The organism is Cereibacter changlensis JA139 (assembly GCF_003034985.1).
GTDB lineage: Bacteria > Pseudomonadota > Alphaproteobacteria > Rhodobacterales > Rhodobacteraceae > Cereibacter > Cereibacter changlensis.
On the sequence record NZ_PZKG01000003.1, the window covers coordinates 62000 to 75127 of the forward strand.

At 67.9% G+C, this 13128-nt stretch carries 16 protein-coding genes; 7 read left to right on the forward strand and 9 right to left on the reverse strand.

The window, feature by feature from the left end; translation table 11 throughout:
* Together C5F48_RS01600 and C5F48_RS01605 are read left to right on the forward strand one after the other, a co-directional pair.
* On the forward strand, nucleotides 1–555 hold the full coding sequence (locus C5F48_RS01600) for a DUF3833 family protein (protein ID WP_107662154.1): 555 nt from the start codon (nucleotides 1–3) through the stop codon (nucleotides 553–555).
* The gene (locus tag C5F48_RS01605) at nucleotides 552–1283 is read left to right on the forward strand and encodes an SDR family NAD(P)-dependent oxidoreductase (protein WP_107662155.1); all 732 of its coding nucleotides are present in this window, start codon (nucleotides 552–554) and stop codon (nucleotides 1281–1283) included. Before C5F48_RS01600 ends, C5F48_RS01605 begins: the two co-directional genes overlap by 4 nt.
* On the opposite strand, the gene C5F48_RS01610 is transcribed toward C5F48_RS01605, so the two are convergent.
* The 3 genes from C5F48_RS01610 to C5F48_RS01620 all read right to left on the reverse strand — a co-directional run bounded on the left by C5F48_RS01610 (nucleotide 1280) and on the right by C5F48_RS01620 (nucleotide 2944).
* Nucleotides 1280–2326 (reverse strand): saccharopine dehydrogenase, encoded by a 1047-nt coding sequence (locus C5F48_RS01610; RefSeq protein WP_107662156.1) that lies wholly within the window; start codon nucleotides 2324–2326, stop codon nucleotides 1280–1282. The genes C5F48_RS01605 and C5F48_RS01610 overlap by 4 nt on opposite strands.
* Nucleotides 2323–2568 carry a WGR domain-containing protein gene (locus C5F48_RS01615; protein ID WP_107662157.1) on the reverse strand — a complete coding sequence of 82 codons (246 nt, stop codon included), beginning with the start codon at nucleotides 2566–2568 and terminating at the stop codon, nucleotides 2323–2325. Before C5F48_RS01615 ends, C5F48_RS01610 begins: the two co-directional genes overlap by 4 nt.
* 178 nt (nucleotides 2569–2746) lie before the next feature.
* A complete protein-coding gene (locus C5F48_RS01620; RefSeq protein WP_107662158.1) occupies nucleotides 2747–2944 on the reverse strand; it encodes a hypothetical protein in 198 nt (65 codons plus the stop codon).
* Nucleotides 2945–3320: 376 nt separating this feature from the next.
* Between C5F48_RS01620 and C5F48_RS01625 the strand changes: the two genes are divergently transcribed.
* The 4 genes from C5F48_RS01625 (at nucleotide 3321) to C5F48_RS01640 (ending at nucleotide 5829) form a co-directional block, all read left to right on the forward strand.
* Nucleotides 3321–3515, forward strand: a complete 195-nt coding sequence (locus tag C5F48_RS01625) for a hypothetical protein (protein ID WP_107662159.1) — start codon at nucleotides 3321–3323, stop codon at nucleotides 3513–3515.
* 107 nt (nucleotides 3516–3622) lie between these two features.
* Nucleotides 3623–4321: a response regulator transcription factor gene (locus C5F48_RS01630; RefSeq protein WP_107662160.1), complete on the forward strand. Its 699-nt coding sequence runs from the start codon at nucleotides 3623–3625 to the stop codon at nucleotides 4319–4321.
* A gap of 515 nt (nucleotides 4322–4836) precedes the next feature.
* A complete protein-coding gene (locus C5F48_RS01635) occupies nucleotides 4837–5046 on the forward strand; it encodes a hypothetical protein (RefSeq protein ID WP_107662161.1) in 210 nt (69 codons plus the stop codon).
* Between the two features lie 159 nt (nucleotides 5047–5205).
* Entirely contained in the window at nucleotides 5206–5829 is a 624-nt protein-coding gene (locus tag C5F48_RS01640) for a 4'-phosphopantetheinyl transferase family protein (RefSeq protein WP_107662162.1), read from the forward strand.
* Here the strand turns inward: C5F48_RS01640 and C5F48_RS01645 are convergent.
* The 6 genes from C5F48_RS01645 to C5F48_RS01670 all read right to left on the reverse strand — a co-directional run bounded on the left by C5F48_RS01645 (nucleotide 5826) and on the right by C5F48_RS01670 (nucleotide 12703).
* Nucleotides 5826–6047 carry a formate dehydrogenase subunit delta gene (locus tag C5F48_RS01645; RefSeq protein ID WP_107662163.1) on the reverse strand — a complete coding sequence of 74 codons (222 nt, stop codon included), beginning with the start codon at nucleotides 6045–6047 and terminating at the stop codon, nucleotides 5826–5828. The genes C5F48_RS01640 and C5F48_RS01645 overlap by 4 nt on opposite strands.
* The gene (gene fdhD / locus C5F48_RS01650; RefSeq protein ID WP_107662164.1) at nucleotides 6037–6855 is read right to left on the reverse strand and encodes a formate dehydrogenase accessory sulfurtransferase FdhD; all 819 of its coding nucleotides are present in this window, start codon (nucleotides 6853–6855) and stop codon (nucleotides 6037–6039) included. Before fdhD ends, C5F48_RS01645 begins: the two co-directional genes overlap by 11 nt.
* Complete coding sequence (gene fdhF / locus C5F48_RS01655) at nucleotides 6852–9731, reverse strand: formate dehydrogenase subunit alpha (protein WP_107662165.1); 2880 nt, start codon at nucleotides 9729–9731, stop codon at nucleotides 6852–6854. The genes fdhD and fdhF overlap by 4 nt, the downstream gene beginning before the upstream one ends.
* The gene (locus C5F48_RS01660) at nucleotides 9728–11257 is read right to left on the reverse strand and encodes a formate dehydrogenase beta subunit (protein ID WP_107662166.1); all 1530 of its coding nucleotides are present in this window, start codon (nucleotides 11255–11257) and stop codon (nucleotides 9728–9730) included. The genes fdhF and C5F48_RS01660 overlap by 4 nt, the downstream gene beginning before the upstream one ends.
* Nucleotides 11254–11727, reverse strand: coding sequence for a formate dehydrogenase subunit gamma (locus C5F48_RS01665; RefSeq protein ID WP_107662167.1), 474 nt, complete (start codon nucleotides 11725–11727; stop codon nucleotides 11254–11256). Before C5F48_RS01665 ends, C5F48_RS01660 begins: the two co-directional genes overlap by 4 nt.
* Before the next feature lie 88 nt (nucleotides 11728–11815).
* Nucleotides 11816–12703 carry a LysR family transcriptional regulator gene (locus tag C5F48_RS01670; RefSeq protein ID WP_107662168.1) on the reverse strand — a complete coding sequence of 296 codons (888 nt, stop codon included), beginning with the start codon at nucleotides 12701–12703 and terminating at the stop codon, nucleotides 11816–11818.
* Nucleotides 12704–12800: 97 nt separating this feature from the next.
* On the opposite strand from C5F48_RS01670, the gene C5F48_RS01675 reads away from it, so the two are divergent.
* On the forward strand, nucleotides 12801–13128 hold a 328-nt coding region (locus C5F48_RS01675; RefSeq protein WP_181247664.1), incomplete at its 3' end, for a S49 family peptidase.

Below are 13128 nucleotides of genomic sequence, written 5' to 3' on the forward strand. Positions count from 1 at the left end.
ATGCTGCTGCCCTTTCTCCTCGGCCTCGCGCTGGCCCTCTCCCTCGCGCTGCTGCGGCGGCGCTTCGCCGGTTTCGACGCTCAGCGCCCTGCGGATTACGCCGGGAAAGGGCCGCTGCTTGACCCAACGGTGCATCTGGCGGGGCCGCTGCTCTGCGAGGGGGTGATCTATGGCCCGACCGGGCGCGTCGCCTCGCGCTTCGTCGCCGAGATGAAGGGCGAGTGGCAGGGCGGGCAGGGCGTGCTGACCGAGCGGTTCCGCTATGACAGCGGCATGGTGCAGGACCGGCGCTGGGATTTCCGGCTGTCGGCGGATGGCGCGCTCGGCGCCACCGCGGCGGATGTGCCGGGCGGGGCGACCGGCGCGCTGGCCGGTTCGGCGATGACGCTGCGCTACCGGATCCGGCTTCACGATGACGCAGGGGGGCATGTGCTGGACGTCAACGACTGGATGTATCTGTTGGATAATGGAACGATCATCAACCGGAGCCAGTTTCGGAAGTATGGACTGAAGGTGGCGGAACTGGTGGCAACCCTGCGGCGGATCGAGACATGAGAGATTTTGTAGGTAAACGGTATTGGCTGGTCGGCGCGACCGAGGGGCTCGGTCTGGCGCTGGCCAGGAAGCTGAATGCGGCGGGGGCTTCGGTGATCCTGTCGGGCCGCGACGAGGCGCGGCTGGCCGAGGCGGTGGCCTCGCTGCCGATCCATGCGCGGGGCGTGCGCTGCGACGTGGCGGACCGCGACTCGGTGAAGGTGGCAGCCGAGGAGGTGGGCGAGATCGACGGGCTGGTGTTCCTCGCCGGGGTCTACTGGCCGATGAAGGCGCAGGAGTGGAACGCGGAGCAGGTCGAGGCGATGCTCGACGTGAACCTGATCGGCGCGGCGCGGGTGCTGGGCGAGGTGCTGCCGGCCATGGTGGCGCGCGACCGCGGGCATGTGGTGCTGACCGGCAGCCTCTCGGGCTTTCGCGGTCTGCCGGGGGCGATCGGCTATGCGCCGAGCAAGGCGGGCGTCATGTCGCTGGCGGAATCGATGTATGCCGACCTGCGGGGCACCGGGGTCGAGGTGCAGCTGGCCAATCCGGGCTTCATCCGCACCCGGCTGACGGCGAAAAACGATTTCAAGATGCCCTTCATCATGGAGCCGGAAGAGGCCGCGCGCGACATGTTCGAGCACATGTGCGGCGACACCTTCCAGCGCAGCTTCCCGACGCTGTTCGCGCTGTTCTTCCGGCTGGCGCGCTTCCTGCCGGACGGGATCTATTACCGGATCTTCGGCTAGACCGCCGCGATATGGCGGTCGAACTCGGCTTTCGCCCGCCCCCAGACGCCCTGATCCAGCGCGTCGAGCGCGAGGAGCGAGGGCAGCAGCTGGGCCGCGTAATCCTCGCTGCTTTCCACCGGCAGCAGCGAGGGCAGGTTGTCGATGGCGGTCACGTCCAAGGGCGGGGCATCATGCACCCGGAGCGCCGGTTCCTGCCAGTCGGTCACATGGTCGTAGACCTTGATCGGCGAGAAGTCGGAGGTCGGATCGCAGGCGATGTCGCCGATCACCCGCAGGGCGCGGGGGTCGGTCTTGGCCGAGGCGGGCACGAAGACCGGGCAGCCGGGGCGGGCGAGGATGCAGTTGAGGAAGATCTCATGCGCCAGCACCTCGGGGAAGGGGCCGCCGCTGGCGGTCTCGGCCATGTCCCAGCGGGTGACTTCGACGCCGACCGCCTCGCAGAGATCCGACGCGCCGCTGCCGACGCGGCCGAGCGCGCCGATGACGAGGGCGCGGGGCAGGGGGGCGGAAAGCGCGGCGCGCAGTTCGGCCAGCAGCGCCTCCTTGCCGGGGTAGGTGGAGACCGGGCCGCAGATCGCGCCGCGGCTCTGCGCCGCCCAGCATTTCAACGCCACGGCGGCCCCGGCATAGCCCGCCCAATAGCCGAAGGCGGCGACGCGGCGGCCCGTCTCGTCGACCAGCGACTCGAGGTCATAGAGCGTGCCGCCGCCGGCCTTGAAGCGTTGCAGCAAGATGCGGCCGGCGGGCTGGCCCTTGTAGGCATGGCCGAAGAGGATGTGGCGGTGCGGCAGCGGCGTGCCGTCCTCCGGCAGTTCCTTGATGCCGAAGATGATCGCCTCGGCGGGGGCGTCGGGCCAGGAGTTTTCGGGCGCGATCTCGCAGCCTGCCGCCACGTAGCCGTCGATCGGGATGGCGCGGACCGAGCTTTCCTCGACCGTCACCTTTATCCCGGCGCGCAGCAGCTCCGCCGCGCCCTCCGGCGTCAGCGCCACGCGTTCCTCGTTCGGCCGCTGTTCGGCCCGCACCCAGAGATGGATCATGCTGCGTCCTCGATGGTGTGATAGCCGCGGCGCAGCGCCCTTCGCTGCCAGCGTTCGGCGGCGAGGCAGGCCTCGCGCAGGTTGGAGAACCAGGTGACCAGCTGCCGCCCGGCCCGCGCGCCGCGCCCGCCGTTCAGGCCCCATTCGCGCAGAACCGAATATTCGCCGAACAGGTTGTAGGCGAGCTCGACCCGGTAGAAGCGGCCGGTGCCCTCGGTGCGCAGGCAGAGATAGGTCAGCATGTCGGCCCTCCGGTTCGATCCGTCCCAGAGATACCAGATTTATGCGGCTGTGACAGGGGTTCCGCTGCCTGTTGCGGCTCGCTCTGTCGAAATCCTGCAATGGCGAAGGTCGCCCTGCGGACGGGCGATCCTTCGGCGGTGGCGGCGCCGTGGCGCGGGCAGGGCCCGCGCCGCCTGCTCAACCTTCGCGGGTGACGCGGCCGATGCCGAGCGCGGCGGTGGCGAGATCGGCCGAGAACAGCTGGCGCAGTTCTTCCTTGGTCAGGGTGAGCGGAGCCGGCTTCTGCGGGGCCGGCGCCGCCGGTTTCAGGAAGAACGGCCAGGCCAGACGGAAGGAGGCTTTTTTCTGGAACATCTGGTCGGAATAGCTGCTCATGGCCCGTCTCCCCACAACGAAAGTTGTCGCATCGCCTCGGATCAGACCGGCATCGGGGAATGGCAGCCCCTTCGCCTTGCGGTTGATTCGCCGTCGATGCTCACCCCTCTTTCTATTAGGCGGAATTGTGCCGAATATGCGGAAATTTCTCGTGGACCTGCTAACCATGAGAATTTCCGGGAACCAGTGCAAATGAGACACAGTTGCGCGAAGCCTGCTTTTTCATGAGGTTGAGGTGACGTAGCGGCACTCAACCCCGGATTGACGCGGGACGCTAAATTTTGCCATCTGATACAATTCCGCACAACTGCGCGTGGTTGTTACGCTGAAAAATGCTACCATCACGTGTGATGCACCAGCTGAGAAAGGGCGAATCATGGGCAAGATCGACCTTCTGGTTGACGAGACATTGCTGCAACGGGCGCGCAGCGGCCGGTTGCGGGCGCTCCGCCATCTGCATCGCGACGGTCTCGCGCTGCGCAACATCTTCAATGTCGAGAGCGAAGGCGGCCAGCCTCCCGAGCGCCCGACCCGCGACGCGCCGGTCGAGGATCCGGCGGATCGGGGCTGACCCCGGAGCCCGGTTCCGGCAGGTGCGGGGATGGGCTCTTTTGCATGAAGATACGACACGTTATGGTTGTCGAGCTGATAATCCCGAACACCTGGGTGGAGTGACATGTGACCCCCTGTATTCTGGTTCTGGAGGACGAATCCGCGGTTCTCGCGGTGGTCCAGCAAACCCTCGGCAGCGAAGGCTATCAGGTGGTGACAGCCCGCAGCCTCGCGCAGTTCCGCAAGCTCGACACCCAGCACGAGGCCGACATCTACCTGATCGACGTCTCGCTGCCCGACGGCAACGGCTTCGCCCTGGTGCGCGAGCTGCGCCGCTCCAGTGACCGCGGCATCATCACCCTGACCGGCCGCGGCCGCGACGCCGAGGATGTGGCCGGGCTGGAAAGCGGCGCGGACGACTCGATCGGCAAGCCGCTGCGCGAGCGCGAACTGGCGGCGCGGGTGAACGCCGTCTACCGTCGCACCGCCGGCCGCCCGACCGCCGCGCGTGCCGGCCAGCAGGCGGACCACGAATTCGACGGCTACCGCTTCAGCCTGCCCTCCCGCCAGCTCTGGGGTCCGGACGGGGCCGAGATCGCCCTGACCAGCTCGGAATTCGAGCTCCTCGCGGCGCTGATCTCGCGGCGCGGCGAGGTGCTGAGCCGCGACCAGATCATGAACGCGGTGAAGGGCGGGCATTGGGAGAGCTACGACCGGGTGGTGGACGGCATCATCAGCCGGCTGCGGCGCAAGATCCCGGCGCGGACCCGGAGCACGCCCTTCATCCGCACCGTGCATGGGGTGGGCTACGCCTTTACCGGGTGACCGGCGCGGGGTGCGGCGCCTGGCGTCGCCCTTGTCCATAAGACCTCCGCCCGGGCGGTCAGGCGGCGACGCGCGACCGATTCGCGCAGGAACTGACCCGTGACGCGGTGCGGATTGGCGTATGGACGGCCGGGCTCACAAAAATCAAGCAATGCCAGTGGGTTGGGACTCGCCCGCTGCCGGATTGCGGCTTCAGCCGGGCGCCAGTGGGGGGCCCCGATGCGACGTTGCGCATGCTGTCCATCGCTGCGCCTTCTGTCATGCTGTTTCCTGTCCTGACGCGCGAATCGGCAGCAGGCGCCGCAATTTCAGGCTGAATACTGCTTGAGTTGCCGATTTTCCGGCGTCCGGGGAAACGGGTTCGGCGGAAATCTTCTTGAATCGGTATTTTGCCACGATCCCGACCCGGTCTTTACCCGAAGTTAAAGGATTTGTGGATGAATGGTGTAACGTTGTTGAACCCGCCGCGCATCGCTCAGCCCAGGTGATGCGGCGGCCCGAGGAGGAGGTTGTCTGTGGCTTTTGGAATCGCGTTTGCCGGCATCCTGTCCGGGTTCAGCCTCGCCATCTGGGCCCTGCTTCAGGGCCATTCCTTCCCCGTCGTCCTGCTCGCCTATTCGGTTGCCGGCACGATCGGGGCAGTGCTGTTCATCGTCTTCGCCCTGATCCGGACCGAGCAGCGCAGCCCTCCGGTTCACGACGGGGCAGGACAGCAGGCGCGCTGACGGTCGCTGATCGAGCGGCCGCGCGGTGTTGTTCCTGTTGCTACGGCATTGACCCGCGGGCGGGCATCCCCATCATGTCACGCGGAAAACACATCCGTTTGTCGCGCCTCGGCCGTTCTTCGCTCCGACACGACAGGCGGAAGGCGTGAGGGCAGCGTGATGACCAACGATCTTGCAGCCTTGCTCGCCGCCGCCCGTGAATTCCTTCCCGCCGGGGTCGCCGTCGCCGCCTGCGATCCGCGCGATCCGCAACCGCCGCTCCTGCCCGGCGAAGCGGTGCGCGGCATCGCCCGGCGCCAGCGGGAGTTCTCCGCCGGCCGGGCGGCTGTCCGGCTCTGCATGGCGGAGCTCGGACTTGCGCCGCAGGCCGTTCCCGCCGCCCCCGACCGCTCGCCGCTCTGGCCCCCGGGCCTCTCCGGCTCGATCACCCACAGCGCGACCGCCTGCCTCGCCGCGCTGACCCGGGCCCCGCAGCTGCTGGGCCTCGACATCGAGCCCGACGCGCCGCTGCCGCCGGAGATGCACAGCCTGGTGCTGCGTCCGGAGGAGCGGGATTGCCCCGACCCGCTGCTCGCCTTCAGCGCCAAGGAAGCCGCCTACAAGGCGCAGTATCCGGTGACCCGGACGCTATTCGGCTTCGAGGTCATGCAGATCCGCATCGACCCGCCCGACCGATTCACCGCGATCTTCCGCGACAGCATCGATCCCTTCGCCGAGGGCAGCCGGCTGGAGGGCCGCTATACCCGGACCGGCGGCCATCTTCTGACGGTGGTGATCGGCTAGGCCTCGGCAGGCCGCCGGATCTGCGGCGCGGCTTCCAGCACCAGCGGCTTGAATCCCGCCGCCCCCGCCTCGACCAGCTGGAAGAACTGCCGCCGCATCCGCGGCTCCCAGAAGTCGCTGATGTGATCGGCGATGCCGCGCACGCCCTCGTCATGCGGCTTCGATTCAAAGAAGGTGGCGATCTGGTTCGCCATGTAGATCAGCTTGTCAGGCGACATCTTCGGCCTCGTCAACGGTGATGCGATGGGAATGGGTGAAGACCTCGCAGCGGTCCGGTCGTGCGAGACCGATCAGGGTGATCCCCGCCGCCTCGGCCATCCGCACCGCATGGGCCGTGGGCGCCGAGACCGCGATCAGCACCGGCGCGCCGATCCGCGCGCATTTCTGCACCATGTCGATCGACACCCGGCTGGTCAGCAGCACCGCGCCGCGCGAGGCATCGACCCCGCCGCGCAGCAGGGCTCCCGCCAGCTTGTCCAGCGCATTGTGCCGCCCGACATCCTCGCGCGCGGCGACGATGCCGGCCTCCGGCGTCCAGAACCCCGCGGCATGCACCGCGCGGGTCACGTCGTGCAGCGGCTGATGCGCCGTCAGCGCCGAGATCGCCGCGCCGACATCGTCCAGCGACACGCGCAGCGCCGAGGTCGGGACCGCAGGCGCCTCGCGCAGCGCCTCCTCCAGACTGTCGATGCCGCAGAGCCCGCAGCCCACCGGCCCCGCCATCGTCCGCCGCCGCGCCATCAGCCGTGCCCCGGCCTCGGGCTTCAGCCAGATCTGCAGGTCGATGCCGCGCTCCGTCTCCACCGCCTCGACGCTGTCGATCTCCGCCGCCGTAGCGAGGCCCTCGGTCAGCGAGAAACCATAGGCGAAATCCTCCAGCGCCTCGGGGCTGGCCATCATCACCGCCTGCGTCGAGCCATTGTAGCTCAGCGCCACCGCCACCTCCTCCGGCAGCATCCGCTGGCCCGGATCGGCCCGCCCCGCGGTCAAGGCGAGGCGGGGAAGGCTCCGGCGCGTTTCCATCACTCGGCGGCGGGCAGGATGCGGCGGGCGAGGGTGGCCTGCGACGCGTAATCCTCCTGCCAGTCCGACGGCCCGTTCGAGGGCGAGACCTGCACCGCCGTCACCTTGTATTCCGGGCAGTTGGTCGCCCAGTCCGAGAAATCGGTGGTGATGACATTGGCCTGCGTCGAGGGGTGGTGGAAGGTGGTATAGACCACGCCCGGCGACACCCGGTCGGTCAGTTTCGCCCGCAGCGAGGTATCGCCCGACCGCGAGGCCAGCCGCACCCAGTCGCGGTCCTTCACCCCGCGCACCTCGGCATCATGCGGGTGGATCTCCAGCACATCCTCCTCGTGCCAGACGGTGTTCGCCGTCCGCCGCGTCTGCGCGCCGACGTTGTACTGGCTGAGGATGCGCCCGGTGGTCAGCAGCAGCGGGAAGCGCGGCCCGGTCTTCTCGTCCGTCGCCACATATTCGGTGCGGATGAACTTGCCCTTGCCGCGCATGAACCCGTCGACATGCATCAAGGGCGTGCCCAGCGGATGCGCCTCGTTGCAGGGCCATTGCACCGAGCCTTCGGTCTCCAGCTTCTCGTAGCTGACGCCGGCGAAGGACGGGGTGGTGGCCGCGATCTCGTCCATGATCTGGCTCGGATGGGTGTAGGTCCAGCCCGCGCCCATGGCATTGGCCAGCATCTGCGTCACCTCCCAGTCGCCGAAACCGTTTTTCGGGGCCATCACCTTGCGGACGCGGTTGATGCGGCGCTCGGCGTTCGTGAAGGTGCCGTCCTTCTCGAGGAAGGACGAACCCGGCAGGAAGACATGGGCGTAGTTGGCGGTCTCGTTCAGGAAGAGGTCATGCACGATGACGCAGTCCATCGCCGCCAGCCCCGCCGCGACATGCTTGGTGTCGGGGTCGGATTGCAGGATGTCCTCGCCCTGGCAGTAGAGCCCCTTGAAGGTGCCCTCCACCGCCGCATCCAGCATGTTCGGGATGCGCAGCCCGGGCTCGTGATCCAGCGTCACGCCCCAGAGCTTCTCGAACACCTCGCGGGCGGAATCGTTTTTCACATGGCGATAGCCCGGCAGCTCATGCGGGAAGGAGCCCATGTCGCAGGAGCCCTGCACGTTGTTCTGCCCGCGCAGCGGGTTCACCCCGACGCCCGGCCGGCCGATGTTGCCGGTCAGCATGGCGAGGTTGGCGATGCCGATGACGGTCGTCGATCCCTGCGAATGCTCGGTCACGCCCAGCCCGTAATAGATCGCCCCGTTGCCGCCCTTGGCGAACAGCCGCGCCGCCGCGCGCAGCTCCGCCGCCGGCACGCCGGTCAAGAGCTCGGTCGCTTCCGGCGCATGGCGCGGGTCGGCGACGAATTCGGCGTAATCCTGGAACTCGTCCCAGTCGCAGCGCTCGCGGATGAAACTCTCATCCGCCAGTCCCTCGGTGACGATCACATGCGCGATCGAGGTCACTACCGCGACGTTGGTCCCCGGCTTCAGCGCCAGATGATGTGCCGCTTCGATATGCGGGCTCTTCACCAGGTCGATCCGCCGCGGGTCGATGACGATGAGCTTCGCCCCCTGCCGCAGCCGCTTCTTCAGCCGGCTGGCGAAGACCGGGTGGCCGTCGGTCGGGTTGGCCCCGATCACCACCACCACATCGGTCTGTTCCACCGAGTCGAAGTCCTGCGTTCCCGCCGAAGTGCCGAACGTCTGGCCCAGACCATAGCCGGTGGGCGAGTGGCAGACCCGGGCGCAGGTGTCGGTGTTGTTGTTCATGAAGACCGCGCGGGTCAGCTTCTGCACCAGATAGGTCTCTTCATTGGTGCAGCGCGACGAGGTGATGACCCCGACCGACTGCCGCCCGTGCTTCGCCTGGATGTCCTTCATCCGCCGCGCGGCAAATCCCAGCGCTTCTTCCCAGGTCACTTCCTGCCACGGATCATTGATAGTCTCGCGGATCATCGGGTTCAGGATGCGGTCCTTGTGGCTGGCATAGCCATAGGCGAAACGGCCTTTCACGCAGCTGTGGCCGCGGTTGGCCTTGCCGTGCTTGTAGGGCACCATCCGCACCAGCTCGTCGCCGCGCATCTCGGCCTTGAAGCTGCAGCCCACGCCGCAATAGGCGCAGGTGGTGATGACCGACCGCTCCGGCGTGCCGATGTCGATCACCGATTTCTCCTGCAGCGTCGCCGTCGGGCAGGCCTGCACGCAGGCGCCGCAAGAGACGCAATCGGAGGTGAGGAAGCTGTCGGAGGCCGCGCCCGCCGAGACCCGGCTGTCGAAGCCGCGGCCCTCGATGGTCAGCGCGAAGGTGCCCTGAACCTCTTCGCAGGCCCGCACGCAGCGCGAGCAGACGATGCATTTCGCCGGGTCATAGGTGAAATAGGGGTTGGAATCGTCCTTCGGCATCCACTGCCGGTTCAGCTCGCCCGCGGTGTTCTTCGGGGTGAAATGGTTTTCCACTGCCTCGTAGCGCACGTCGCGCAGGCCCACGGCCCCGGCCATGTCCTGCAACTCGCAGTCGCCATTGGCCGAGCAGGTCAGGCAATCCAGCGGGTGGTCGGAGATGTAGAGCTCCATCACCCCGCGCCGCAGCTGCTTCAGCTGGCCGGTCTGGGTATGGACCTTCATCCCCGGCGCCACCGGCGTGGTGCAGGAGGCGGGCGTGCCGTTGCGCCCCTCGATCTCCACCAGGCAGAGCCGGCACGACCCGAAGGCCGCCATGTTGTCGCTGGCGCAGAGCTTCGGCACCGTGATGCCCGCCTCCGCCGCCGCCCGCATGACAGAGGTGCCCTCGGGCACCGTCACGTCGAATCCATCGACGTTCAGCGTGACCATGACCTTCGACTTCGACTCCGGCGTGCCGAAATCGCGGTCGGGGATGATGAAATCTTTCATTCGGCAGCCTCCTTGAGGGGAGCGAAATCGTCGGGAAAATGGGTCAGCGCCGACATCACCGGATAGGGGGTGAAGCCGCCCAGCGCGCAGAGCGAGCCGGCCTTCATCGTGGCGCAGAGATCGGTCAACAGCGGGATGGCCGCGGCGTCGCCGCGCGCGATCCGGTCCACCGTCTCCATCCCGCGCACCGCGCCGATCCGGCAGGGGGTGCATTTGCCGCAGGATTCGATGGCGCAGAACTCCATGGCGAAGCGCGCCTGTTTCAGCATGTCCACCGTATCGTCGAAGACCACCAGCCCGGCATGGCCCACCAGCCCCTCGGCCCCGGCGAATTCCTCGTAGCAGAACTGGGTATTGAACAGCGCGCGGGGGAAATAGGCACCCAGCGGCCCGCCGACCTGCACCGCCTTCACCGGCCGTCCGGTCGCCGTGCCGCCCGCGAGATTATCGACGATATCGCCCAGCGTCATGCCGAAGGCCACCTCGAACAGCCCGCCGTGCTTCACGTTGCCGGCGATCTGCAACGGGATCGTGCCGCGCGAGCGGCCCAGACCGAAGTCCTTGTAATAGGCAGCGCCCTTCTCGAAAATCACCGGCACCGAGGCCAGCGAGATCACGTTGTTCACCACTGTCGGCTTGCCGAGGAAGCCCTCCAGCGCCGGCAGCGGCGGCTTCGCCCGCACCACACCGCGCTTGCCTTCCAGCGAATTCAAGAGAGAGGTCTCCTCGCCGCAGACATAGGCCCCCGCGCCGGTCCGGATCTCCATGTCGAAGGCCCGGCCCGAGCCCATCACCGACGGCCCCAGGAGCCCGTGATCCCGCGCGATCAGCACCGCCTGCTCCATCACCCGGATGGCATCGGGATACTCCGAGCGCATGTAGACATAGCCGCGCGTCGCCCCCACGGCGAGCCCGGCGATGGTCATGCCCTCGATCAGCGTGAAGGGGTCGCCCTCCATGATCATCCGGTCGGCGAAGGTGCCGGAATCGCCCTCGTCGGCGTTGCAGACGATGTATTTCTGGCTGGCCGCCGCCCCCGCCACGGTCTTCCACTTGATGCCGGTGGGAAAGCCCGCCCCGCCGCGCCCGCGCAGGCCCGAGTCGAGCACCTCCTGCACGATCGCCTCCGGCGCCATGGCGATCGCCTTGTGCAGGCCGACAAAGCCGCCATGCGCCTCGTAATCCTCGAGGCACAGCGGGTCGATCACCCCGCAGCGCGCGAAGGTCAGCCGGGTCTGCATCTTCATCCAGGGCAGGTCTTCGGTCAGCCCCAGCGCCAGCTTGTGCTCGCCCCAGCCCGCCTCGAACAGCGAGGCGACATCCGCCGCCTGCACCATGCCGAAGGCCACGCGGCCGATCCCGGTCTGCACCTCCACCAGAGGCTCCAGCCAGACCATCCCGCGCGAGCCGTTGCGGATCACCTCGATCGCCACGCCGCGCTTGTCGGCCTCGGCGCGAATCGCCTCGGCCACCTCGTCGGCGCCCAGTGCCTTGGCCGCCGCATCGCCCGGAACATAGATCCTCATGCCCGCACCTCCGTCAGCAGCGCCTCGAGCCGCGTCTCGTCCACCCGGCCCACCACGCGGCCATCGACCAGCGCCGCCGGGGCGCAGGCGCAGAGCCCGAGGCAGAAGACCGGCTCCAGCGTCACCGCGCCGTCGGGCGTCGTCTGGTGCCAGTCGATCCCCAAACGGTGCTTCACCCGTTCCGCCAAAGCGTCACCGCCCATCGACTGGCAGGCCTCGGCCCGGCACAGCTTCAGCACATGCCGCCCCTGCGGCTGTTCGCGGAAATCGTGGTAGAAGCTCATCACCCCGTGAACCTCGGCCCGGCTGAGGTTCAGGTTCGCCGCGATCAGCGGCAGCGCGTCCTGCGGCACATAGCCGAAGCTTTCCTGCACGGCATGAAGGATCGGCAGCAGCGGCCCCTCCAGCCCCTCATGCGCGGCAAGAATATCCTGCAGACGTGCGGTCACCTCGCCTGTTTCCACGCGCATGCGGCTCTCCTCCCCGGTTGGCTGCGACCTTTTTACGCGCGACGATAGAGATTTCAATATGGATATGCCGTCAAACGATAGGCTTTCCCTATCGCTCCACCTCCGCCGACCGCCGCGCCGCCTCCAGCAGCGCCGCGAGGATCGGTGTATGCGGCTCGCGATGCGCCGCGATCAGCCCCACCAGATGCCGCACCTCCGGCGCCACGATGGGGATCGCCCGCAGCCCATCCGCCACGAACATGTCGGCCAGCTTCTTCGGCAGCACCGAGGCCCAGCGCCCGGTCATCACATGCGAGATCAGCGAGATGGTGGAGTTCGACTCCACCGACGGGCTGGCGCGCACTCCCGACTCCGCCAGATGCTGGTTGACGATCCGGCGGTTCTGCATGTCCTCGGTCAGAAGGCACAGCGGCAGCGTCGCCACCTCGGCCCATGTCAGGCTGTCGCGCTCCGACAACGGCGTGCCGGGACGGCAGACCAGCCGGTAATACTCGGCATAGAGCGGCACCTGCGACACCCGCCCCAGCGGCTCGTTGTCGAGATAGGTGATCCCTGCATCGAACTCGAGGCTCTCGATCCCGGCCAATATCTCCGCCGAGGTGCGCGACAGCACCCGCACCCGCACGTTCGGATGCCGCTCGGTGAAGGGCGCCGTCAGATCCGCGACGATCGGCAGCGCGGTCGGGATGACGCCCAGCCGCAGATTGCCCGACAGGCCCGAGCGAACCGCCCGCATCTCGTCCTTCAGCGCGCGCGCATCGCCGACGATGCGCCGCGCCCAGTCCAGCACCCGCAGCCCCTCCGGCGTCAGCTCCTGAAAGCGCGAGCCGCGGAACACCAGTTGCACCCCCAGCTGATCCTCCAGCTGCCGGATCGCCGAGGACAGCGTGGGTTGCGTCACGCCGCAGGCCTCGGCGGCATGGCCGAAGTGCCGCTCGCGCGCCAGGGCGATGAACATTTCCAGCTTGTCGATCATCCCCCCGGTTTCGCAGCAATTCACCCGAGCGGCAAGAAGTGCGAAGACCCCCGGCGAGCGCCTTGTTCCAGGGACGGGCAGGCTCTACATCGGAGCCATGAAACAGTATATCCCGTTCATCAAGAAGCCGCCGGTGGTCTCGGTCCTCCGCCTGCAGGGCACCATCGCCGCCAGCGCGCGGGGCGGGTTGTCCGATCCGGCGCTGGCCCCGCTGATCGAGCGGGCCTTTTCGCGCGGCAAACCTGCCGCTGTGGCCATCGTCATCAACTCCCCCGGCGGCTCGCCGGTGCAGTCCAGCCTGATCGCCGCCCGCATCCGCCGCCTCTCGGTGGAAAAGGGCGTGCCGGTCCACGCCTTCGTCGAGGATGTGGCGGCCTCGGGCGGCTACTGGCTCGCCTGCGCGGGCGACCAGATCTGGGTCGATG

Bases quoted from the DNA above. Each gene is read 5' to 3' on its own strand.
- C5F48_RS01600 (WP_107662154.1), top strand. From the start codon at position 1: ATGCTGCTGCCCTTTCTCCTCGGCCTCGCGCTGGCCCTCTCCCTCGCG.
- C5F48_RS01605 (WP_107662155.1), top strand. From the start codon at position 552: ATGAGAGATTTTGTAGGTAAACGGTATTGGCTGGTCGGCGCGACCGAG.
- C5F48_RS01610 (WP_107662156.1), bottom strand. From the start codon at position 2,326: ATGATCCATCTCTGGGTGCGGGCCGAACAGCGGCCGAACGAGGAACGC.
- C5F48_RS01615 (WP_107662157.1), bottom strand. From the start codon at position 2,568: ATGCTGACCTATCTCTGCCTGCGCACCGAGGGCACCGGCCGCTTCTAC.
- C5F48_RS01620 (WP_107662158.1), bottom strand. From the start codon at position 2,944: ATGAGCAGCTATTCCGACCAGATGTTCCAGAAAAAAGCCTCCTTCCGT.
- C5F48_RS01625 (WP_107662159.1), top strand. From the start codon at position 3,321: ATGGGCAAGATCGACCTTCTGGTTGACGAGACATTGCTGCAACGGGCG.
- C5F48_RS01640 (WP_107662162.1), top strand. From the start codon at position 5,206: ATGACCAACGATCTTGCAGCCTTGCTCGCCGCCGCCCGTGAATTCCTT.
- C5F48_RS01645 (WP_107662163.1), bottom strand. From the start codon at position 6,047: ATGTCGCCTGACAAGCTGATCTACATGGCGAACCAGATCGCCACCTTC.
- fdhF (WP_107662165.1), bottom strand. From the start codon at position 9,731: ATGAAAGATTTCATCATCCCCGACCGCGATTTCGGCACGCCGGAGTCG.
- C5F48_RS01660 (WP_107662166.1), bottom strand. From the start codon at position 11,257: ATGAGGATCTATGTTCCGGGCGATGCGGCGGCCAAGGCACTGGGCGCC.
- C5F48_RS01665 (WP_107662167.1), bottom strand. From the start codon at position 11,727: ATGCGCGTGGAAACAGGCGAGGTGACCGCACGTCTGCAGGATATTCTT.
- C5F48_RS01670 (WP_107662168.1), bottom strand. From the start codon at position 12,703: ATGATCGACAAGCTGGAAATGTTCATCGCCCTGGCGCGCGAGCGGCAC.